The organism is Ewingella sp. AOP8-B2-18 (genome assembly GCF_052376015.1).
Classification (GTDB): Bacteria; Pseudomonadota; Gammaproteobacteria; order Enterobacterales; family Enterobacteriaceae; genus Ewingella; species Ewingella allii.
Genome location: NZ_JBQSVB010000005.1, coordinates 63,489 through 84,136, shown reverse-complemented (window position 1 = coordinate 84,136; position 20,648 = coordinate 63,489). Strand labels below are relative to the sequence as shown.

20 protein-coding genes are annotated in these 20,648 nt (G+C 52.8%); 10 read left to right on the top strand and 10 right to left on the bottom strand.

The window, feature by feature from the left end; genetic code table 11:
- Positions 1 to 84: 84 nt before the first annotated feature.
- The 4 genes from ACT3RR_RS12005 to ACT3RR_RS11990 all read right to left on the bottom strand — a co-directional run bounded on the left by ACT3RR_RS12005 (position 85) and on the right by ACT3RR_RS11990 (position 4,834).
- Entirely contained in the window at positions 85 to 1,998 is a 1,914-nt protein-coding gene (locus ACT3RR_RS12005; protein WP_353503741.1) for a PTS mannitol transporter subunit IICBA, read from the bottom strand.
- Positions 1,999 to 2,547: 549 nt separating this feature from the next.
- Positions 2,548 to 3,339, bottom strand: a complete 792-nt coding sequence (locus tag ACT3RR_RS12000) for a DsbA family protein (protein WP_353503742.1) — start codon at positions 3,337 to 3,339, stop codon at positions 2,548 to 2,550.
- Between the two features lie 199 nt (positions 3,340 to 3,538).
- Positions 3,539 to 4,261 carry a DUF3053 domain-containing protein gene (locus tag ACT3RR_RS11995; RefSeq protein ID WP_496200391.1) on the bottom strand — a complete coding sequence of 241 codons (723 nt, stop codon included), beginning with the start codon at positions 4,259 to 4,261 and terminating at the stop codon, positions 3,539 to 3,541.
- A gap of 249 nt (positions 4,262 to 4,510) precedes the next feature.
- Complete coding sequence (locus tag ACT3RR_RS11990) at positions 4,511 to 4,834, bottom strand: hypothetical protein (protein WP_353503743.1); 324 nt, start codon at positions 4,832 to 4,834, stop codon at positions 4,511 to 4,513.
- Positions 4,835 to 5,269: 435 nt separating this feature from the next.
- On the opposite strand from ACT3RR_RS11990, the gene ACT3RR_RS11985 reads away from it, so the two are divergent.
- The 3 genes from ACT3RR_RS11985 to ACT3RR_RS11975 are packed head-to-tail and all read left to right on the top strand — an operon-like array spanning position 5,270 to position 7,958.
- Positions 5,270 to 6,640 (top strand): hypothetical protein, encoded by a 1,371-nt coding sequence (locus ACT3RR_RS11985; protein WP_496200390.1) that lies wholly within the window; start codon positions 5,270 to 5,272, stop codon positions 6,638 to 6,640.
- Positions 6,637 to 7,623: a glycosyltransferase family 2 protein gene (locus tag ACT3RR_RS11980; RefSeq protein ID WP_496200389.1), complete on the top strand. Its 987-nt coding sequence runs from the start codon at positions 6,637 to 6,639 to the stop codon at positions 7,621 to 7,623. Before ACT3RR_RS11985 ends, ACT3RR_RS11980 begins: the two co-directional genes overlap by 4 nt.
- Positions 7,620 to 7,958 carry a DMT family transporter gene (locus ACT3RR_RS11975; protein ID WP_353503747.1) on the top strand — a complete coding sequence of 113 codons (339 nt, stop codon included), beginning with the start codon at positions 7,620 to 7,622 and terminating at the stop codon, positions 7,956 to 7,958. The genes ACT3RR_RS11980 and ACT3RR_RS11975 overlap by 4 nt, the downstream gene beginning before the upstream one ends.
- A gap of 88 nt (positions 7,959 to 8,046) precedes the next feature.
- Here the strand turns inward: ACT3RR_RS11975 and glyS are convergent, their stop codons facing one another.
- The 5 genes from glyS to ACT3RR_RS11950 all read right to left on the bottom strand — a co-directional run bounded on the left by glyS (position 8,047) and on the right by ACT3RR_RS11950 (position 13,767).
- Positions 8,047 to 10,116, bottom strand: a complete 2,070-nt coding sequence (gene glyS, locus ACT3RR_RS11970; RefSeq protein ID WP_496200388.1) for a glycine--tRNA ligase subunit beta — start codon at positions 10,114 to 10,116, stop codon at positions 8,047 to 8,049.
- 9 nt (positions 10,117 to 10,125) lie between these two features.
- On the bottom strand, positions 10,126 to 11,040 hold the full coding sequence (gene glyQ, locus ACT3RR_RS11965; RefSeq protein ID WP_034794259.1) for a glycine--tRNA ligase subunit alpha: 915 nt from the start codon (positions 11,038 to 11,040) through the stop codon (positions 10,126 to 10,128).
- Between the two features lie 120 nt (positions 11,041 to 11,160).
- The gene (locus tag ACT3RR_RS11960) at positions 11,161 to 11,445 is read right to left on the bottom strand and encodes a type II toxin-antitoxin system RelE family toxin (protein ID WP_496200387.1); all 285 of its coding nucleotides are present in this window, start codon (positions 11,443 to 11,445) and stop codon (positions 11,161 to 11,163) included.
- Entirely contained in the window at positions 11,435 to 11,683 is a 249-nt protein-coding gene (locus tag ACT3RR_RS11955; protein ID WP_353503750.1) for a type II toxin-antitoxin system Phd/YefM family antitoxin, read from the bottom strand. The genes ACT3RR_RS11960 and ACT3RR_RS11955 overlap by 11 nt, the downstream gene beginning before the upstream one ends.
- A gap of 74 nt (positions 11,684 to 11,757) precedes the next feature.
- Complete coding sequence (locus ACT3RR_RS11950) at positions 11,758 to 13,767, bottom strand: autotransporter outer membrane beta-barrel domain-containing protein (RefSeq protein ID WP_496200482.1); 2,010 nt, start codon at positions 13,765 to 13,767, stop codon at positions 11,758 to 11,760.
- A gap of 203 nt (positions 13,768 to 13,970) precedes the next feature.
- On the opposite strand from ACT3RR_RS11950, the gene ACT3RR_RS11945 reads away from it, so the two are divergent.
- The 4 genes from ACT3RR_RS11945 (at position 13,971) to ACT3RR_RS11930 (ending at position 17,001) form a co-directional block, all read left to right on the top strand.
- On the top strand, positions 13,971 to 14,537 hold the full coding sequence (locus ACT3RR_RS11945) for a DNA-3-methyladenine glycosylase I (RefSeq protein WP_496200386.1): 567 nt from the start codon (positions 13,971 to 13,973) through the stop codon (positions 14,535 to 14,537).
- On the top strand, positions 14,534 to 14,977 hold the full coding sequence (locus tag ACT3RR_RS11940; protein WP_496200385.1) for an N-acetyltransferase: 444 nt from the start codon (positions 14,534 to 14,536) through the stop codon (positions 14,975 to 14,977). The genes ACT3RR_RS11945 and ACT3RR_RS11940 overlap by 4 nt, the downstream gene beginning before the upstream one ends.
- Positions 14,978 to 15,215: 238 nt before the next feature.
- Positions 15,216 to 15,878, top strand: coding sequence for an OmpA family lipoprotein (locus tag ACT3RR_RS11935; protein WP_353503753.1), 663 nt, complete (start codon positions 15,216 to 15,218; stop codon positions 15,876 to 15,878).
- 85 nt (positions 15,879 to 15,963) lie between these two features.
- Positions 15,964 to 17,001 (top strand): LacI family DNA-binding transcriptional regulator, encoded by a 1,038-nt coding sequence (locus ACT3RR_RS11930; protein ID WP_496200384.1) that lies wholly within the window; start codon positions 15,964 to 15,966, stop codon positions 16,999 to 17,001.
- Between the two features lie 34 nt (positions 17,002 to 17,035).
- On the opposite strand, the gene ACT3RR_RS11925 is transcribed toward ACT3RR_RS11930, so the two are convergent.
- Positions 17,036 to 17,257, bottom strand: a complete 222-nt coding sequence (locus ACT3RR_RS11925; RefSeq protein WP_353503755.1) for a type II toxin-antitoxin system RelB/DinJ family antitoxin — start codon at positions 17,255 to 17,257, stop codon at positions 17,036 to 17,038.
- Between the two features lie 263 nt (positions 17,258 to 17,520).
- On the opposite strand from ACT3RR_RS11925, the gene ACT3RR_RS11920 reads away from it, so the two are divergent.
- From ACT3RR_RS11920 to ACT3RR_RS11910, 3 genes are all read left to right on the top strand, one after another.
- Positions 17,521 to 18,270 (top strand): sugar phosphate isomerase/epimerase family protein, encoded by a 750-nt coding sequence (locus tag ACT3RR_RS11920; protein WP_485902954.1) that lies wholly within the window; start codon positions 17,521 to 17,523, stop codon positions 18,268 to 18,270.
- 16 nt (positions 18,271 to 18,286) lie between these two features.
- The gene (locus ACT3RR_RS11915) at positions 18,287 to 19,243 is read left to right on the top strand and encodes a sugar kinase (RefSeq protein WP_353503757.1); all 957 of its coding nucleotides are present in this window, start codon (positions 18,287 to 18,289) and stop codon (positions 19,241 to 19,243) included.
- Positions 19,244 to 19,325: 82 nt separating this feature from the next.
- The gene (locus ACT3RR_RS11910) at positions 19,326 to 20,594 is read left to right on the top strand and encodes an MFS transporter (RefSeq protein WP_396131754.1); all 1,269 of its coding nucleotides are present in this window, start codon (positions 19,326 to 19,328) and stop codon (positions 20,592 to 20,594) included.
- Positions 20,595 to 20,648 lie beyond the last annotated feature (54 nt).

Sequence of the window (20,648 nt, the reverse complement as noted above, 5' to 3'; positions counted from 1 at the left end):
AATATTTCCTTCGAGTCCGAATCAACAAGCGGGTCTCGAAAGACCCGCTTAGTAATACTCTCGACCGTTTCCCTTGTTGGCTGATTAGCCGCGAAGGATGGTCAGAACCTCTTCAACGCTGGTGGTGTTGGCCAGACGGTCAATCACGCCATCTTCGTCCAGCGCCGTGGTCAGCTTGGTGATCACGTTGATGTGCTCATTATTACGCGCCGCAATACCAATAACCAGACGGGCTGAGTCATCTTCGTCATCGCCCCAGCGAATGCCCGCTGGATACTGGCAGAACACGATACCGGTTTTCAGCACGCGGTCTTTCGCTTCGATAGTCCCGTGCGGTACTGCGATAGATTCGCCGAGGTAAGTCGAGGTCAGCTGCTCACGAGCCAGCATCGCTTCAACGTACTCCTGCTGAACGTAACCGCCTTTCACCAGCTGCTCACCGGCGAAGCGGATCGCGTCTTCTTTATTGCTCGCCTGCAGGCCGAGGAAGATGTTGCTTTCGCTCAGGCGGAACAGGTGTTCGTTCTCTTGCTCACTCACCAGGCTGTCGCTCAGCGTAGTGTTCACTTTCTCTTTGTACTGGCTGGTTTTGTTCACTTCAACCAGACGGGCAGTCAGATCAGTGTACAGGCCGCTGTCGAGGAAGTTAGTCAGTGAAATGTGCTGTGCGTGTGGCACTTGGCGCATTGCACGTTCGGTCAGGTCACGGTGGGTGATAACCAAGTCCACGTCGTCCGGCAGGCTGTTAATCGCGCTGTTGGTGACGCTGATGTTAGTCAGGCCAGCATCCTGCACTTTCTTACGCAGCACGCCTGCACCCATGGCACTTGAACCCATACCTGCGTCACAAGCCACGATGATTTTACGCACGGTAGACAGGTCGCCAGCCACGCCAGCGGTAGAAGCTTTGCCGCCTTTAGATTGTGCTTTCATGTCTTGAACGCGGCGAGTGGCTTCGTCCAGATCGTCGCCCTCTTTCACTTTGCTGGTTTTCAGCAGGAAAGCAGACACGATGAAGGAGACCGCGAAGGCCGCCACGATTGCCGCGATGTTAGCGAAGTAAGTGCCTTTTGGCGTCATCGCCAGAACCGCGAGGATAGAGCCCGGAGACGCTGGAGAAACCAGACCGCCGTTCAATACGGTCAGGGTGAACACGCCAGTCATACCGCCCAGAATTACCGCCAACAGCAGGCGCGGGTTCATCAGCACGTATGGGAAGTAAATTTCGTGGATACCACCGAAGAAGTGGATGATTGCCGCGCCGCCAGCTGACTGTTTAGCGCTGCCACGACCGAAGAACATATAGGCCATCAGTACGCCCATACCCGGACCTGGGTTAGCTTCGATCAGGAAGAAGATTGATTTACCGGTTTCAGTCGCCTGCTGGATACCCAGTGGAGAGAAGATACCGTGGTTGATGGCGTTGTTGAGGAACAGGATTTTCGCTGGTTCAACAAAGATAGAAGCCAGTGGCAGCAGGTTATGGATAACCATGATATGCACGCCAGCCGCCAACACTTTGGACAGCGCTTCCACCAGCGGGCCGATAGCTAAGAAGGCGAGGATCGCCAGCAGCATACCGATGATACCGGCTGAGAAGTTGTTAACCAGCATCTCGAAGCCGCTTTTGATTTTGCCGTCAACCAGACGGTCAAAGCGCTTGATACACCAGCCGCCCAGCGGACCTGCAATCATCGCACCGAGGAACATCGGCATGTCTGCACCGACGATAACGCCCATGGTGGTGATAGCACCCACCACGCCGCCACGGTCGCCGCCAACCAGACGTCCACCGGTGAAACCGATCAACAATGGCAGCAGGTAAGTGATCATCGGGCCAACCAGCTTCGCTAACGTTTCGTTAGGCAACCAACCCGTTGGGATGAACAGCGCCGTGATGATACCCCAGGCAATAAATGCCCCGATGTTAGGCATCACCATGTTACTCAGGAAGCGGCCAAAGTTTTGAACTCCGACCTTAACGTCTGGTGAAAACATAAAACGCACCCCTATTGATACGCGCTAACAATAAGAGCGCGTGATATCTGTTAATTATCGGTGACGGTTAATACGGTTTTCGTGCCACTGCTTTAAAAATCCGTCCGTCGAATTGCTGTCTGCGAGGCGGACTCTACCACGTGATTATGGCACCGCGTAGACGCTGCGCATTACGTGAGCAAGATCACGCAGCCCACCCCGTCATACCCCACTTTTTAGTGACTTTCATCACAAAACACCCCTGAAACTTAGGTACAACGAATAATTTTTGCGCGTTATCGCCCTTAAAATGTGATTAAAATCACATTTTTACTTTGTCGCTTTGTTATTAAAATGTGACATTCATCACAATTTATTTTTCGATGACGACAAAAAATCTGTATAAAAAGCGGCCAGCTGTATGAGCGCCGTCAATGAACCGGTTTACGAGGGGAAGGTTGAAAGAAAATTACGGTTGGGGAGAGGTGAAGAAAAGAGGTCGGGCAACTCACGAGATGCGAAAAAATATCAGGCCCCCCAATCGAGGAGCCTGAAGGTGTGGCTAGCGGGTTATTTACCCTGAGCTTTGACGATGGCGGCCTGTAACTCCTCGGCAGACACGGCACCTGGCAATACGGTGGTGTTTGCAGCGGTGGCGCCAGAGGTTGGCATCACGACGAAGCCGGGCGTGCCGCCGAAGCCTAAAGTACGCGCCAATTCGTCATTGGATGCCAGAGCTTCATGGGTCGCTTTCAGCTGTTCTGCGCTTGGCGTGCTGGCTTTCGCTGCTTTAACCGCGGCGGCGATATCCGCGTTAGTCAACTTACCCTCGTCATGGCCAGTGCGATAAAGGCTGTTGTGATAGTCGAAGTAAGCCTGAGAGCCCTTCTCTTTCCACACTGCCATGCCGGTTTCAGCGGCCGTGATCGACTCTTTCCAACGATCGCCGAAGATTGGCCACTCTTTAAACACGAAACGCACCGTTGGGTTGGCCTTCACCGTTTGCTCTACCAGCGGGGCCATACGGCTGCAATACAGGCATTGGTAATCGAAGAACTCCACAAACGCGACTTTGGCATCTTTCGGGCCATAGCTTGGCGTCGCCGGGTCATTCACCAGCGCTTTGGCGTTAGCCAGCACGGCATCCTGAGCCTGTTGCTGCTGCTGGTCAGCCTGCTGGGCCTGCAACTTCTGGCTCACCTGCACCAAAATTTCTGGGTGCGCGACCATGTAATCGGCCGCAATCTTGCCAATCGCTTCTTGCTGAGCCGGGGTGAAATCGGCGGTGGTGGCATCAGCCGCCATCGCTAGCGTCGGGGTCATTACCAGTGCGGCCAGCAAAGTCATCGTCTGACGTTTCATTCATAGATCCTTAATCGATAAAGTCGGGAAAGAGGAAAATGTATTGCTGAAAAGTAGAGTAAATCGCAGCCAGTTGCAGGTGAGAAATTGTTATTTTTTATAAATTTACAGATCCTGACGCTGGAGCAAGAGACAAAAAAGCCACGAGGTTTCCCACGTGGCCTGATTATTTAACAATAATTCAGCAAGTTACCAGAAATTAATGGCTGTAATCGCCTTGCGCGACTTTCTGCGCGCTGAGCAGCGTCTGCTGTTTGCCCACCAGATTCGACATCATGGTGTTGTACTGCGTTGCCTGCTGCTGAGTCGGGAATTGCACGCCGCCATTGGCGAAAGCCACCTGATTGCCCTGCTGTTGCAGGTAATCGCCCACGGCAATGATGTCCTGAGTGAAGCTGCTGAGCGCAGGCACCAGCGGTGTCAGCACGTTAGCCGGTTCGGTCACGACATTGGAATAAACCTGACCATAAACCGCTTTCAAATCATCCGGCTGCTTCAGCGCGGCTATCGCGGTATCCGCTTTATTCTTCGAGTCACGAATTTGCGCACTCAGAAGATTTAACGAACCCGCCGCCTGTTGCAGCGCAGAGCGTTGCGTCATGTAGTCCTGCGGAGCACGAATCTGACCAATGGCGCTAACCGCCGGCACCAGACCGCCTTCAACCGATGACTTCAGCTGACGCGAGAACGACAGAATGATGCCGTAATCGTTAGCGTAATTGCCGAACTTCTGTTTTTGATCTTCGCTCAGCGACGGCAGATTCTGCCCGCTGCGCATCACGGTATTTTGCAAATAATCGATAAAAGCTTTGCGTTGCTCCGGCTCTTTATCGCCGCATGCCGTGAGTTGAAACACGACCAGCAATGCCACAAACGGCGCTAACCAACGCCCGAATGCCCTGCTTCTGATCCCTACAGCCATGAGTCCTGACTCCTGATTTCAATGTTCTTTTTACCGGCCAGTTCCGTGCCGATCTGGGCTTTCCATGCGAGTAATAGAATAGAACATCTGGGGGGAATGCGATACAAACAACAACTTGGCGGTTAAAAAAATGTGATACAGCCTTAAGAGGCGTTATTGTCGAAAAAATAGGCCTGCACAAAAAATTAAAAAGGCTTAAATCTTATTAAAGAAATAAGCCCAGAGGTTATATAAAAACTATCAACAAAATTATTTAGACAGGGTCATCCTAATTTGGTCACCTGTTTTTAATTTATAGTCACAATAGGTTAACCCATTATTTTTCGTCGGCTCCCCATTAGGGTTTAAGAGAGTTTCAACCTCACTCCCTTTTTCAGCCATAGGGTCATACCCTTTCCACTTACAATCATCTGCAGATGGAGAGCAATAAACCATACTCATGACTTTATCACTATCTTCTTCTTGCTTTGTGGCTACGACCGTTTCAGGTTTTGGGCATTGCTCCGCCGCCGCCGCAATACCGGCAAAGGAAGTTAACCCGATAAAAACTGATAATATAATTGTTTTATTCATAATAGTTCTCTCTCTTTGTTTACTTGACTTAACCCAAATTAAAAGTAGCCCAGCCTTTTGAATCCTTCCATCTTAATATATAGATTATACCTATCACTTCGAGTTAACGTAAAAGGTGGAGTGGTAGATAGCGAATATGAATCATTAACAGACTAACTTATTAAATTAAATTAGGCCGCAACTTACTATTAAATCAGGGGATTATTTTTAGCTCTATCTTTAACCAGAATCATATATATACAAAGGTAAAATAAAATTTAGTGACTCCATATCTTGAAAGGTTTTCTTCCAAAATTTAGTGAGTGCCTCTTTTCATTAGTAAGGTTGAGCATATGCGAGGCGACAACTACGCTTGTTAAAGCTTTACTTCGCAAGATATGTAGATAGCCACTGGCAAAGCCCTGTTTTCGTCGTGCGCGACAAGGAGTTCATCCAATGGAATCAGATAATAAGACCATCAGCCGGCGCGCCAACCTTTTCATTGTTTCTTTGCTTGCTCTTGGCTGCTGCATTTTCTTTTCCTGGTATTTCAATCCAGGATTTATGTCGGTGGATAGCCTGTCGCAATATCGTCAAGCTGCCGGTTTGCAATCTATCAACGACGCCCATCCCGTCATCATGGTTTACCTTTGGCGAGGCTTACTTAACATCACGGGCTTCACCGGCAGCATGCTGGTGTTTCATCAGTTTATTTATTGGCTTTCGCTGCTACTGCTGGTCACGCAGCTCACGCGGAGTCTTGCTGCGCGTTTGATATTACTATTAGTGATAGGTCTTTGGCCGCCATTGATTATAACGTCTCTGCATGTCTGGAAAGACGTCGGCATGATGAGTGCCTTGGTATTATGTGTCGCCGCACTGCTTGGCTATGGTAACAACGCTCACTGGGGATGGATCACCGTCGCGCTAATTGCACTATTCTATGCCATTTCAGTACGCATCAATGGGTTCATTCCCGGTGTGATATTACTGCTATTTTTGAGTTTCCAGTTCAGCAAGAAATTAACGCAATCACTCTACCGCCTCTGGGCCTTAACTCTGACCTATTGTTTCATCGTGCTGATAGCAATGACCGCTGTCAGCTCATTGATAAAACATAAAACTGTACGCATATATTCGACCGGCACCCTGTTAATTTGGGACATGGCCGCCATTTCTATTGCCGAAAATAAAAACTTGCTGCCGGATTATCTACCAAGAATAGATCCTCAACGCGATATGTTCAGTTATCTGCAGGAAAGGTATTCACCCAATGTCAATACCACCACCTTTGAGGTAGTTTCACCCTATCTGGAGAAAAAGGAGCAATCGGCCCTCTTTCATGATTGGATAATACTGGTATTGGCACATCCCGGCGACTATTTACAACACCGGCTCTTTGTATTTACTCGACTTTTAGGTGCTGATAGCGAGCCGGTTTATAATCCCTATCAACCAGGTAATCGCGCTGAATATATGGGTATCAGTTTCACGCATCTCTCCATGGAGGATGTGGGAAAGTTATTAACTATTTTTGATACTTTTACTTCGTCGATTATTTACCGAGCGTGGCTCTATACTCTGCTGGCTATTATTGTGCTGTTAATATCAGTGCGGCGAGTTCTCAACCATGATGATAATAAAGGCCGGTGTGGGTTAGTTATTGCGGTCAGTTTAAGTGGCTTAGTTAATACAGCTTCGCTCTTTTTTATCGCTACTGCTGCAGATTTCCGCTACATGGTCTGGAGTCTTTGCTCAGCCTTAATAGCAACCTTAATTCTGCTAAATGATAGACAGCAATATAAGAAAAAGGGGAGCCAAGAGTGATACCGAACATAGCCGTCATTATTCCCTGCTACAAAGTCAGGGAGCACATTCTTCAGGTAATTGCTGCTATTGGGCCTGAGGTGAAGCTTATTTTTGTTGTGGATGACTGTTGTCCAGAGCAGAGCGGGGATTACGTTCGGGAAAATACCCGCGATCCGCGTATTCACATTGTCCGACACCCGGAAAATAAAGGGGTCGGCGGAGCCGTGATGACCGGCTATCGTCTGGCGATTGAGCAGAAAATGGAGATATTGGTAAAGATAGACGGTGACGGGCAAATGGATCCTGCACTGTTAATGGACTTTGTTAAACCCATTCTGCGCGGCGAGGCAGATTATACCAAAGGTAATCGATTTCATAATCTGAAAAATCTCCTCACTATGCCGCGAATTAGGCTTGCCGGTAATGCCGTACTTTCCTTTATGACCAAACTCTCGTCTGGATATTGGAATATTTTTGACCCTACAAATGGTTATACCGCGCTGCATCGCGATGTGGCCATTCAGCTCCCTTTAGACAAAATCAGCAACCGCTACTTCTTCGAAACAGATATGCTGTTTCACCTCAATATATTACGAGCAGTAGTGATGGATGTCCCCATGCACTCGAAATATGGGAATGAAATAAGTAATCTAAAAATTCCCGCTATCATTGGTGGTTTTTTGGCTAAGCACTGCCGCAATTTTATAAAGCGTATTTTTTATAATTATTATCTTCGAGACATGTCGCTTGCCTCTGTCGAGCTACCTATTGGGATAATCTTTCTATTATTTGGTGTGATTTTTGGTTCGATTAAATGGATAAGCGCTGAGGACACTGGCCTACCCACGCCCGCCGGTACGGTGATGTTGGCAGCGATGCCCATCATTATAGGTATTCAGTTTATTTTGGCCTTTATCGGCCACGATACCACCTCCATCCCGACGCGGGTTTTACATCAGCGGGATAGCCTCCCCTCCCACTCAATAGAGGATAAATCGTGACGTACTTCGTGGCATTGCTGTGCGTTTTGGGTATTTCGGCTGGGCAAATACTGTTCAAACTCAGCGCGATGAGCTTCCATCATGCTGGCTCATATACCTCTGTTCGCGGACTGCTTATCCTGACGGCAGCTTTAGCTCTCTATGGGGTAACAACGCTGGCCTGGGTATGGGTTTTACAAAAAATAGCCCTAGGGCATGCATATCCTTTGATGGCACTGGCGTTTATTTTAGTCCCTCTGGCGAGCTATTTTATTTTTCAGGAGCGTTTTACTGCGCAATACGCCATTGGCGTGATCTTAATTATTCTGGGCGTAATAACCGTTTTCTCCCGCTAAGTTTTTCGCCCAAAAAGAGGGGGCAACGATTGTTGCCCCCTCTGGTGCTAGGGGCTGAAACCCATGCAGCATGGTGATAAATAGCTTTTTACTGCAGCAGAGAAATATCCGCGACTTGCAGGAACAGCTCACGCAGTTTGGACAGCAGCGTCAGGCGGTTCACACGAATAGCTTCATTCTCATCCATAACCATCACGGTATCGAAGAAGCTGTCCACGGTTTCACGCAGCGCGGCTAACTCCACCAGCGCTTCCTGATACTGGCCTGCTGCGAACAGCGGTTCCAGTTTGTCACGCAACACCACCAGATGGGTCGCCAGCTTCAGCTCTGCCGCTTCTTTCAAGACTGAAGCGTGAACGTGGTCTAGCAGGGTGTCGGTAGACTTAGCAAGGATGTTGGAAACGCGTTTGTTGGCAGCGGCCAGCGTCGCGGCTTCATCCAGCGTACGGAAGTGACTCACGGCTTTCACACGGGCGTCGAAATCAGCAGGTTTGGTCGGACGACGCGCCAATACGGCCTGAATAGTGTCGACCGCGTGACCTTCTTCCTGATACCACGCGCGGAAACGGCCGAGCATGAAATCAACCACTTCATCCACAGCCTTGGCGTTAGTCAGCTTGTCGCCGTACAGGCGAACGGCTTCTTCGGTCAGGGTTTGCAGGTCGAGAGGCAGGTTTTTCTCAACGATAATGCGCAGCACGCCCAGCGCAGCACGGCGCAGAGCGAATGGGTCTTTATCGCCTTTTGGATGTTGGCCAATCCCGAAGATACCGGCCAGCGTGTCCATTTTGTCGGCGATCGCCAGCGCACAGGCCACCAGCGATTCTGGCAGTTGGTCGCCAGCAAAGCGCGGCTGATACTGCTCGTTCAGCGCCACGGCCACTTCTTCCGCTTCGCCGTCATGACGCGCATAGTGCATGCCCATCACGCCCTGAGTGTCGGTGAACTCAAACACCATGTTGGTCATCAGGTCGCACTTAGACAGCAGGCCAGCGCGCTTGGCGTTCTCAACGTTGGCACCGATTTTATCGGCGATCCAACCTGACAGCTCTTCGATACGGTTGGTCTTGTCACGCAAAGTGCCGAGCTGTTTCTGGAACAGAACGGTTTCCAGACGCGGCAAGTTATCTTCCAAACGCTTTTTCAGGTCAGTATTGAAGAAGAACTCGGCATCGGCCAGACGCGGACGAACCACTTTCTCGTTACCGGAAATGATTTGCTGCGGGTCTTTCGACTCAATGTTGGTCACGAAGATAAAGTTCGGCAGCAGTTTGCCCGCAGCGTCGTACACCGGGAAATACTTCTGGTCGCCCTTCATGGTGTAAACCAGCGCTTCGGCAGGCACCTTGAGGAATTTCTCTTCGAACTTGGCGGTCAGCACGACCGGCCACTCCACCAGCGAGGCCACTTCTTCCAGCAGGCTTTCGCTCAGGTCAGCAATACCGCCAATCTCTTTGGCAGCTTTCTCGGCATCTTGCTTGATGAGGGCTTTACGCTGCTCATAATCGGCAACCACTTTGCCGCGTTCCAGCAAGATTTGCGGATACTGATCGGCATTGTCGATGGTGAATTCTGACTCGCCCATAAAGCGGTGGCCGCGAATAGTGCGCGCAGACTCGATGCCCAGAATGGTGCCTGGGATCAGCTCATCGCCCAGCAGCAGGGTCACGGTATGAACCGGACGTACAAACTGCACGTCGGAGTCGCCCCAGTGCATCAGTTTAGGGATTGGCAACTTGGCCAGCGAGTTAGCGACCATCGGTGCCAGCAGGTGTTGCGCGCTTTCGCCTTTGACGTGCGCACGGTAAACCAGCCATTCACCTTTGTCAGTCACCAGACGCTCGGCCTGATCGACAGTAATGCCGCAACCGCGCGCCCAGCCTTCGGCCGCTTTGCTCGGTTTGCCTTCGGCATCGAAAGCCTGAGACACGGCCGGGCCGCGTTTTTCGACTTCGCGATCGGCCTGAGTGGCGCTCAGGTTGGAGACTTTCAGCGCCAGACGGCGCGGTGCTGCGAACCATTTTACGTCGCCGTGTGGCAGATTTGCCGCATCCAGCTCCGCAGTCAGGTTAGCCGCAAAAGATTCAGCAAGGCTACGCAGAGCCTTCGGTGGCAGTTCTTCAGTACCGATTTCCACCAGAAAAGTTTTTTCAGTCATCACTGTTTCTCACTTCTCGTTCTTTTTGCACATCGGGAAGCCCAGCACTTCGCGGGAAGCGTAATACGCCTCAGCAACCGCTTTAGTCAGGGTACGGATGCGCAGAATGTAGCGCTGGCGTTCAGTCACGGAGATGGCTTTACGCGCGTCCAGCAGGTTAAAGCAATGCGCCGCTTTCAGAATGCGTTCGTAAGCAGGCAGTGCCAGCGGCTTCTCAAGAGCCAACAGGGTTTGCGCTTCTTTCTCATGCTGCTCGAAACAGGTGAACAGGAAATCAACGTCGGCATATTCGAAGTTATAAGTCGATTGCTCAACTTCGTTCTGGTGGAACACGTCGCCGTAGGTGGTTTTACCCAGCGGGCCGTCGCTCCAGACCAGGTCGTAAACGCTGTCTACGCCCTGAATGTACATCGCCAGACGCTCCAGACCGTAGGTGATTTCGCCGGTAACAGGCTTACATTCCAGACCGCCAACCTGCTGGAAGTAAGTGAACTGCGTCACTTCCATGCCGTTCAGCCACACTTCCCAACCCAGACCCCATGCGCCAAGCGTTGGGTTTTCCCAGTTGTCTTCAACGAAGCGGATGTCGTGGATCAGCGGGTCAATACCCAGCTCTTTCAGCGAGCCGAGGTACAGCTCCTGTATGTTGTCCGGGGAAGGTTTGATCATCACCTGGAACTGGTAATAGTGTTGCAGGCGGTTTGGGTTCTCACCGTAGCGACCGTCAGTCGGGCGGCGTGACGGCTGGACATAGGCTGCCGCAAAAGGCTCAGGGCCGAGTGCGCGCAGGCTGGTCATCGGGTGCGAGGTACCCGCGCCGACTTCCATATCCAGTGGTTGAACAATGGTGCAGCCCTGCTGCGCCCAATAGTCCTGAAGTGTCAGGATCAGGCCCTGAAAGGTCTTGGTATCAAACTTTTGCATGTTGGTTTCGCACGCGAGACAGTGAGTTTAAAAGAGTCGGACAGTATACCCGCTGAGCGGAAGATAATCAGCCAGAATGACACAACAGATCGGTTGCAGTCGGTTTCGGCCTCTCTGCGCTCATCGACTGGCGGCTAATCGGTAGGCGGCATCACCTTCCCGCTTACCTATCGCCACCACCACGACCACGATTTGCTGGTCTTCAACCTGATAAACCAATCGATAACCCAGACTTTTGAGTTTTATTTTATAGCGATTGGCTTTTGGCCCGGATAAGCGAGCTGAAGGGACATGGGGGTTTTCCAGCCGCTCGGCCAGTTTTTTCTTGAATTGATCTTTAATTGGGGGAGCCAGCGCCTTCCATTCCTTGAGCGCCGACTTTAAAAAATCGAGTTTATAGGTCATCCAGAGTCAGCCTTATCCTTTCTTCACCCTGCCGCTTATCCATAATGCGGTTCAGTTCAACGTCTTCCGCCAAACTCATGAGGTAGGCATAGACGTCAGGCGGGACACAGTAAAAAGCCGGCTCGTTGCGATTGAGAATCGCCACGGCTTCGCCTTCTCCTGCGCTAAACGTCCCCATCGGGTCACGTTTTAATTCAGTAATGCTGGCAGCTGATGAGGTGAGTATTTCAAACGGCATAGTTTTTCTCCTGTCAGACTATGCCGTAATTATAGCCTTTAAAGGTGCTTTTAAAAGCACCTTTAAAGATTCTTTTAGAACCTTGCACTGATACCCGCGTTGTAAGAGGTCTGTTCGCCTGAATCCAGTCCAGTGGTCTGGGAAACGGCGGCGAAGGCCGCGACGCTGTCGGTTATCTGGACGTTGGCGCCGAGGGTCATATCCACCCAGTCTTTATCCTGATCTTCCGTGGTGCGGCTAAAGCGCGTGCGGGTCGATTTAATCGCGCCGGTGGCGGTGTAGTTGTTATCACCGAACTGACGGTCATAGGTGACCTGCGCATACGGGTTGACGATGCCCAGCTGTGCGTTCAGACGCCAGCCCAGCGCACCAATCTGCGAGTGGGAGGTCTGGTCGCCAAAGCGCATCGAGGTGCTGGTGTTGTCCTTCTCGGCGTAGCCGTTAACGCTGCTGTAATCCCAGCTGTATTGCGCCACCGGGCCGGTAGTCAGCACCGGCAGCACGGGGATATCCCAACCGGCGGTCACGCGCCCGCCGATGTTTTTACCGTCGGTATCGCCCTGCTCGGTGCGGGTCGCTGGGCCGAGGGTGATGCTGCGCTTGATGTCGTCATAGTTCAGCGAGCCATAGTGGATATCGCCGTTGATCCAGCCGTTTTCGGCGATTTTCACTCCGGTGAAGGCCGTCGCCATCCAGCCACGCGTGCGATAGCTGTAGTTATCGGTCGGGTGCTGCTTGTCACTGGAGCCGGAGATCATCAGGCCCATCATCCAGTTGTCGGTCAGCTGATAATCCAACCCGATGTTGCCGGAGTTGGTAGTGGTATCGCCATTACTCAGGGACGAATTCGCTTTATTATCAAAGTGCTGCCCGGAATAACCGCCGAACATGCCGAAGGTACCGGCTTTGTTATCCTGCGTGCGCAGCTGCTGGTAGCGGCTGTCGAGCAGCCCTTGGGTATTACGCGCTAAGGCCAGTGAACCTTGGTTCAGGGCAGTGACTTCCAGCGGGCCGTTGATCACCGACTGCATATACTGCGCGATCAGCGCGTGGGCCTGCGGCGTTGGGTGGAAGTGGTCGGCAAACAGGAAGTTTTTGCTGCTGTCGAAGCCCGGCAGGTTCGAGGTACATTCTGACGCCGAGGTGCCGACCGGACAGGCGGTGCCCGCTGTGTTAGCGAAGCCGTACATCGCCGGGTTGGCGATCACTTCGTTGAACAGGCCGTTGATGTCCACGCGCGCGATGTTGCCGCCGGTCTGGGCCAGCGCGATATCTTCGGTGGTGTTGTAGGTTTCAGTCAGTCCCTCCGCCACGCCTCGCAGCGCGTCGTAGGCGGCAATCATCCCCTTCGACACCAAGTCCTGCACGATCTCTAAGTCTAATCCTGCGGTGGTCGAGGCTTTTAAGGCGTCGTGAATCGCCTGAGTACGAGCATCGGTGCTCGGCGTATTTTGCGCATTGAGGTACTTATAGGCCGCCTCCAGCGCTTTTTGCTGCACTGGCAGCATACCGACCTGAATAATGCCTTCCATTAATACCGGCGTCAGGCCGATGTTTGGCACCGTCGGCACCACCACGGTTCCTGCTCCGGCTTTCAGCAAATCATTGACCTGCGACGCGGCCTGAGTTGCGCTGTTGGTTGCAATATCCAAGGCTTTGAGGGGGTTTAGCGCCGCAGCTGCCAGGTCATTACCGCCAATCCAGTGGATATACAGGCCATTCGGGTCAGCTTTCCCGCCGGTCGATGCCAAATAGCTTTTTACCTGATCCTGCGTGGTGTAGTCCGAATCCAGCCCCGGCACGGCCACGCCGCCGCCTTCGGCATAGTTCAACCCGCCTTTGGAAGAAGGGCTTAAGGTGGTGCCGATATTGCCAGCCAAAATTTCGTCATACAGCTGATGGGTGTTGCTGTCGAAGGTCCAGCGGCCGATGTTGCCGGTGTCACTCAGGCTGTCGCCGAAGACGTAGAGCTGGTCATAAGCATGGGCAGAGGCGCTAGTACCTAACAAAATGGCGGTAGCCAGCGCGCATAGGCTCAGGCGCGAAAGAGGTTTTTTCTTCTTATCCATCAGAGGTTTGCTCATCATATTTTCCATCATTAACGAGAGGTCGAATTCAATCAATATGTAAGGATTGCGTAATTTGTGGTTTTGACTATGGTTCAGAATGCCGGGGAGTCAAGGAAGAGAACGCAAAAGCGGGAAGTTGCAGAGTAGTCTCATGAAGTTGCAGACTCGCCCCATTAGTAGGACTATGGGCCACCGCCATGACGATAAGGATTAACGTAATGACACGTTGTAGTTGGGTATCAAAAGAGCCCATTTATCTGGAGTATCACGACAAAGAATGGGGCGTTCCGGTGAAAGATGGCCGCGAACTGTTCGAAATGCTGTGTCTTGAGGGCCAGCAGGCCGGTCTTTCCTGGATAACCGTGTTGCGTAAACGTGATAATTATCGCCGCTGTTTTCACCAATTCGACCCGGTTCGCATCGCAAAAATGACTGATGAAGATGTGGAAACGCTGGTCCTAGACGCGGGCATCATTCGCCATCGCGGTAAAATCAAAGCCATCATCTCCAATGCGCAGGCGTATTTAGCAATGCAAGCCGGCGGCGAAGAGTTCTCCGCGTTCATCTGGCAGTTTGTCGATAACCAACCGGTCATCAATAACCCCCTCGGCCCAGAAGGCATTCCGGCCAAAACCGCGGTGTCCGACAGCATGTCCAAGGCTTTGAAGAAGAAGGGCTTTAAGTTTATCGGCTCAACAGTTTGCTATGCCTTTATGCAAGCTGCCGGGCTGGTGAACGATCATCAATCTTACTGCTTCTGCCACCCTAAAAACCGCCCGGCATGATCCGCCTCGCCGCGCCCGACGACACGCAAGCCATTATGCTGCTATGGCTGAAAAGCACCCTCGCCGCCCACCCCTTTATCGAGGAGTCGTACTGGTTCGAGAGTGCCGCGATGGTGCGCGAAGAGTTCTTACCTAAAGCAATAACCTGGGTTTCTTGCGACGCGGCGGGAGAGATTGAGGGCTTTATCAGCGTGCTTAACAAGCAGTTTATTGGCGCGCTGTTCATCAAGGAAAGCCTTTATGGTCAAGGTGTTGCTCAACAGTTGATGCAGCAAGCCAAGGCTAATTTCCCACTGCTGCTGTTAGAGGTTTACCAACAAAATCACCGCGCGGTGGCGTTTTATCGCAAAGAGGGTTTTTTGGTGGTCAATGAAACAACTCATCCCGGTACTTCTCTCCCCACTTGGGTACTGCGCTGGCAAAAGCCTTTAGCGCCGTAGTAAGTTGTAAAAAGTTCCGTAAAAATCCGCAGAAGTGACAAAAAAAGAGAACCGGAATTCTCCTACTGCTTAACGCAGCAAAATTCCGCATAAAGAGCGCCAGAACGCCGAAATCCCTATGACAGCCGGTTTCATTTCTTTATGTTTTGACACCTTTTTATGTGCAACTTATGACGAATTGCGGCGTCATAATCAAAACGATTCGGCTTGAAATAAAACATCCCTAAAGGAAATTAAGATGAACAGAAGACTTCTTGTGGTCGCGGGCGCACTTTGCGTCACTATGGGCCTGTCAGCCTGTACCACCAACCCGTACACCGGCGAATCTGAAGCAGGAAAATCAGGCATCGGCGCGGGTCTTGGGGCCGCACTGGGCGCGGGCGTAGGGATGCTTTCATCATCTAAACATGACCGCGGCAAAGGCGCCCTGATCGGTGCGGCGGCAGGCGCAGCACTGGGCGGCGGCGCGGGTTATTACATGGATGTGCAGGAATCCAAACTGCGTGACAAAATGCGCGGTACGGGCGTTAGCGTGACCCGTCAGGGCGACAACATCGTGCTGAACATGCCAAATAACGTCACTTTTGACTCCAACAGCAGCACCCTGAAACCGGCCGGTGCCAACACCCTGACCGGCGTGGCGATGGTACTTAAAGAATATCCGAAAACTGCCGTTAACGTCGTCGGCTACACCGACAGCACCGGCACTCGCGCGCTGAACATGAAACTGTCCCAGCAGCGTGCTGACGGCGTGGGCAGCGCGTTGATCACCCAAGGCGTGGCTGGTAGCCGCGTGCGCACTCAGGGCGCAGGCCCGGATAACCCAATCGCCAGCAACAGCACCGAACAGGGCAAAGCGCAGAACCGTCGCGTAGAAATCACCCTCAGTCCGTTGCAGTAAGTCGCGTCGATTTGGTAATTACGGGGCCTAATGGCCCCGTTTTTTATGCTAGTCTCCTGTGGTTATGCATTTTGAGGATAAGGTTGTGAGCAGAAAAAAGGAGCCGGGCAACGCCGTCCGCGCCACGATACGTGATGTTGCCAGTGCGGCTAAAACCGGTAAAACCAGCGTTTCACGCTATCTGAATGGCGAAAAGAATCTGCTTTCCGACGATCTGAAAGAAAGGATTGAGCGGGCCATTACCTTATTGGATTACCAGCCAAGCCAGATGGCGCGCAGCCTGAAGAGTGGGCAAACGCGCTTAATCGGCCTGATTCTGGCGGATATCACCAACCCCTATTCTGTCGAAGTGATGCGCGGCGTCGAAGCCGCCTGCCGCCAGCAGGGCCTGACGTTGCTGGTGTGTAATACCAACAATCAGCTCGATCAAGAAAAGCACTATCTTCAGCTGCTCAGCAGCTATCGGGTCGATGGCATGGTGGTTAACGCGGTGGGTATGCGCGAAGCGGCGATTTCGACGCTGCAACAGGCCCAACTGCCGATGGTACTGATTGACCGCAAAGTGGAGAACTTCTCCTGCGACGTCATAGGCCTAAACAATGCTCAGGCCACCAGCGAAGTCACCGAACATCTGCTAGAGCAAGGCTTCGAGGCTATTTTGTTCCTCAGCGAGCCGATGACGGTCAACACTCGTCTTGACCGTCTACACACCTTTCTCAAACGCATGCAGCGCGAGCCGGACCGCATTGCCGAACAGGGCGAAGTGGAGCTTAGCGACACCGCCGGTCTGGAAGCTTTGCTGCACGATTTCGTCTCCCGCCACCCGCACAAATGCAAAGCCGTGCTGGCCGCCAACGGCGCCATGACGCTGCTGGTCGCCCGCGCCATGCGCCGGATGGAGCTGGTGTGGGGTCAGGACATTGGCCTGTTGGGCTTCGACGAACTGGAATGGGCCGAGCTGGCTGGCGTGGGCATCACCACCCTGAAGCAACCCACCTATGACATGGGCGTCGCGGCGCTAGAGCAGTTGGTCACCCGCATTCAGGGCAGCCAAGACCCCATCCGCGAGCAAGCCTTCGCCGGAGAACTGATTGTGCGTGGTTCGACATTAGGAATGAATTGATTAGCCGAATAGCTTACCCACCCCGCGCGGTAGGCTATTTCTCTTTATGACTCTCGATTTCCGCCGTTTCTTTCAATGCCGTCTTCATACTCTCAGACGGATATCTCCTGACTTCAAATGGCAGCCCTCCTGACTTAACCACTTGTTCGAGAAACAGCCTGATTGCCGTGCTCACGTTCAGCCCACAATCATGCAGAACCTCGGCCGCTTCGCGCTTAAGCTCCTCTGACACGCGGGCTTTGATACTGGTTTCCATAACGCCTCCGGTTATTTGTGGGCACAATGAGTCCACACATAGTGTTGAGCATATACTCTATTGCCGTGAAATCCAGTTTTTACTTCGTGAGCGGGATCATACTTTTCAGCCTTACGGCTTTCGAATGGTACCGGTCCCAATTACTGTGGAAAAGGCGTTAAAAAGGTGCAGCAAGTGCTTAACAAAAATCGGCACTGCGTTTAACCGTCTAAAATTGAACGTTGACCCACGTGACTGGGCCATTTCTAACAAGGATCATCAAGATGAAAAGAGACATTGTGGTAGTGATGGCGGCCTATGGGAACGACAACGTGAAGGCGCTGGGCGGCCAGGCGGAGCTGCTATCGGTGGTTGCCGACGCCGGTGCCGATGGCGTAGAAATTCGTCGCGAACTGTTTGATGACGCCGACTTTAATTCACTGTCCGAATTGGCCGAAAAGATCCGCCAGAAAAATTTATTTACGGTTTATTCGGTACCGGAATCCCTGTTTGTCGAGGGTGGAAAAGTGAACCCGTCGTTGCCGACATTTTTAAAAGAAGCCGAAACGCTAGGCGCGCGCAGCTTGAAATTGGCACTGGGCCATTTCAACGTGGGCGCAGACCTGACGCCGCTGAAAGTCACGCTGGACGCCAGCCCGGTGAAACTGGTGGTGGAAAATGACCAGACGTCGGATTGCGGCATTTTGTCGCTGATGAACTCGTTTATGTTCGCCGCCGAGTCCCGCCATTTACCTCTGGCGATGACGTTCGACATGGCTAACTGGCTGTGGGTCGGGCAAGACCCGATGGCCGCCGCCGATCGTCTGGCAAGCCATGTGGGCTATGTCCACGTCAAAGCCGCCGAAAAACGCGGTGACAAGTGGCACGCCGTGGCCCTCGACGACAGCGATGGCAGCTGGAAACCTCTGCTGGCGAAGCTACCGCAGGACGCGCCGCGCGGCATCGAATTCCCACTGGTGGGCGAAGATCTGACCGCCGTGACGCGCCACTATGTGGATTTACTCCGCGACTAAGCCAAGGAGCAATAAGATGTCGAAACTGTCGCAACCCGACGCGCTGGATGTGGTCACCGTCGGCGAAGCTATGGCGATGTTTGTCGCTTGTGAAACCGGTCCTTTAGAGGACGTCAGCCAGTTTACTCGTCAGGTGGCGGGGGCGGAGTTGAACGTGGCGATCGGCCTGTCGCGCCTCGGGCTGAAGGTCGGCTGGGCCAGCCGCGTGGGTGATGACGTATTTGGCCGCTTTGTGCTTAAACAGCTGGAAAAAGAGCAGATTAACGCCGGGCAGGTGACGGTGGATAAGCGTTTTCCGACCGGCTTCCAGCTCAAATCCAAAGAGCTGGGCGGTAAAGATCCGCGCGTCGAGTATTTCCGCAAAGGCTCGGCGGCCAGCCATCTGTCGGTCGCAGACTTCAATCCGGACTACTTCGGAGCTGCGCGACATTTGCACCTGTCCGGCGTCGCCGCTGCGCTGTCGGATACCTCTCTGGCACTGTCGAAATTCGCCGCCAGCGAGATGCGTAAAGCAGGCAAAACTATCTCGTTTGACCCCAATCTGCGCCCAATACTGTGGAGCAGCGAGGAGACAATGCGCAAAGAAATTAATGCCTTAGCCTTTGCCGCAGACTGGGTTCTGCCCGGCCTTGGTGAAGGCCAGCTGCTGACTGGTCAACAAACGCCAGAGGGCATCGCCGACTTCTACCTCGAGCAAGGCGTGAAAGCCGTGATCATCAAAACCGGCGCGGACGGCGCGTGGTTTAAAAGCGCCGGCGGCGAGCAGGCAGACGTTGCGGCCTGCAAAGTGGAAAACGTGGTGGATACCGTCGGCGCTGGCGACGGTTTCGCGGTTGGGCTGATTAGCGCCCTGCTGGAAGGATTAAGCCTTGAGCAAGCCGTGAAGCGCGGCAATAAGATTGGCAGCCTGGCGGTGCAGGCGGTGGGCGATAGCGAAGGATTGCCGACCCGCGAGCAACTGGGCCAAGCCTAAAATACCCTGTTTGCTACACTTAGTTAGCACCCTATATAACATCAAATAATACTAATCAGTCGCGAAACTGAGGATAAAAGTCATGAACGAAGCCAAAATTGCCATCAGACGATGGTGGTATATCATGCCCATCGTTTTTATTACCTACAGTCTGGCCTATGTAGATCGCTCGAACTTCAGCTTTGCCTCGGCCGCGGGCATCAATGACGACCTTGGCATCACCAAAGGCATGTCTTCCCTGCTCGGCGCACTGTTTTTCCTCGGTTATTTCTTCTTCCAAATCCCCGGCACGATTTACGCCGAACGGCGTAGCGTCAAAAAACTGATCTTCTGGTGCCTGCTGCTGTGGGGCGGTTTTGCCTCGCTGACCGGCGTGGTCAACAACATCCCGATGCTGGCGGTGATCCGTTTCGCCCTCGGCGTGGTAGAAGCCGCCGTGATGCCCGCCATGCTGGTGTATATCAGTAACTGGTTCACCAAATCCGAACGTTCGCGGGCCAACACCTTCCTGATTTTGGGTAATCCGGTCACCGTGCTGTGGATGTCAGTGCTCTCCGGCTATCTGATCCACGCCTTCGGCTGGCGCGAAATGTTCATCTTCGAGGGCATTCCGGCGGTGATCTGGGCCTTCTGCTGGTGGTTCCTGGTGAAGGACAAACCGGAGCAAGTGAGCTGGCTGTCGCAGGACGAAAAACAGGCGCTGGCCGCGCAGTTGGCCAAGGAGCAGGAGGGCATCAAGGCCGTGCATAACTACGCGGAAGCCTTTAAGTCGCGCAATGTGATTTTACTCTGCATGCAATATTTTGCGTGGAGTATCGGGGTTTACGGCTTTGTGCTGTGGCTGCCGTCGATTTTGCGCAGTGGCATGCAGATGGGCATGGTGGAAGCCGGCTGGCTCTCCTCGGTGCCTTACCTGGCGGCGACCATCGCCATGATCCTGGTGTCATGGGCGTCGGATAAAATGCAAAACCGCAAAATTTTCGTCTGGCCGCTGTTGCTGATTGGCGCGCTGGCGTTCTTCGCGTCGTGGGCGATTGGGCCGAATAATTTCTGGATCTCCTACTCGCTGCTGGTGGTCGCCGCCGCCGCGATGTATGCGCCTTATGGCCCGTTCTTCGCCATCATCCCTGAGATGCTGCCGAAAAACGTTGCGGGTGGCGCGATGGCCTTAATTAACAGCCTCGGCGCGCTCGGCTCTTTCTTCGGCTCCTGGTTCGTCGGCTACCTCAACGGCAACACCGGCAGTCCGGCGGCCTCTTTCATTTTCATGGCCGTCTCCCTGCTGGTGTCCGTGATACTGACCCTGATGGTGAAGCCGGAACGCGATGCCGCCAAGCCGCAGTCGGCCTAAGCCTGTGCTATGTTTAGACATTACCTTTAAATCGCTATCCCAGCCATTTCAATA

What these genes read in the sequence shown, in the direction of transcription:
- ACT3RR_RS12005 (WP_353503741.1), bottom strand. Translation starts at nt 1,998, where the DNA reads ATGTTTTCACCAGACGTTAAGGTCGGAGTTCAAAACTTTGGCCGCTTC.
- ACT3RR_RS12000 (WP_353503742.1), bottom strand. Translation starts at nt 3,339, where the DNA reads ATGAAACGTCAGACGATGACTTTGCTGGCCGCACTGGTAATGACCCCG.
- ACT3RR_RS11995 (WP_496200391.1), bottom strand. Translation starts at nt 4,261, where the DNA reads ATGGCTGTAGGGATCAGAAGCAGGGCATTCGGGCGTTGGTTAGCGCCG.
- ACT3RR_RS11990 (WP_353503743.1), bottom strand. Translation starts at nt 4,834, where the DNA reads ATGAATAAAACAATTATATTATCAGTTTTTATCGGGTTAACTTCCTTT.
- ACT3RR_RS11985 (WP_496200390.1), top strand. Translation starts at nt 5,270, where the DNA reads ATGGAATCAGATAATAAGACCATCAGCCGGCGCGCCAACCTTTTCATT.
- glyS (WP_496200388.1), bottom strand. Translation starts at nt 10,116, where the DNA reads ATGACTGAAAAAACTTTTCTGGTGGAAATCGGTACTGAAGAACTGCCA.
- glyQ (WP_034794259.1), bottom strand. Translation starts at nt 11,040, where the DNA reads ATGCAAAAGTTTGATACCAAGACCTTTCAGGGCCTGATCCTGACACTT.
- ACT3RR_RS11960 (WP_496200387.1), bottom strand. Translation starts at nt 11,445, where the DNA reads ATGACCTATAAACTCGATTTTTTAAAGTCGGCGCTCAAGGAATGGAAG.
- ACT3RR_RS11955 (WP_353503750.1), bottom strand. Translation starts at nt 11,683, where the DNA reads ATGCCGTTTGAAATACTCACCTCATCAGCTGCCAGCATTACTGAATTA.
- ACT3RR_RS11950 (WP_496200482.1), bottom strand. Translation starts at nt 13,767, where the DNA reads ATGAGCAAACCTCTGATGGATAAGAAGAAAAAACCTCTTTCGCGCCTG.
- ACT3RR_RS11945 (WP_496200386.1), top strand. Translation starts at nt 13,971, where the DNA reads ATGACACGTTGTAGTTGGGTATCAAAAGAGCCCATTTATCTGGAGTAT.
- ACT3RR_RS11940 (WP_496200385.1), top strand. Translation starts at nt 14,534, where the DNA reads ATGATCCGCCTCGCCGCGCCCGACGACACGCAAGCCATTATGCTGCTA.
- ACT3RR_RS11935 (WP_353503753.1), top strand. Translation starts at nt 15,216, where the DNA reads ATGAACAGAAGACTTCTTGTGGTCGCGGGCGCACTTTGCGTCACTATG.
- ACT3RR_RS11925 (WP_353503755.1), bottom strand. Translation starts at nt 17,257, where the DNA reads ATGGAAACCAGTATCAAAGCCCGCGTGTCAGAGGAGCTTAAGCGCGAA.
- ACT3RR_RS11920 (WP_485902954.1), top strand. Translation starts at nt 17,521, where the DNA reads ATGAAAAGAGACATTGTGGTAGTGATGGCGGCCTATGGGAACGACAAC.
- ACT3RR_RS11915 (WP_353503757.1), top strand. Translation starts at nt 18,287, where the DNA reads ATGTCGAAACTGTCGCAACCCGACGCGCTGGATGTGGTCACCGTCGGC.
- ACT3RR_RS11910 (WP_396131754.1), top strand. Translation starts at nt 19,326, where the DNA reads ATGAACGAAGCCAAAATTGCCATCAGACGATGGTGGTATATCATGCCC.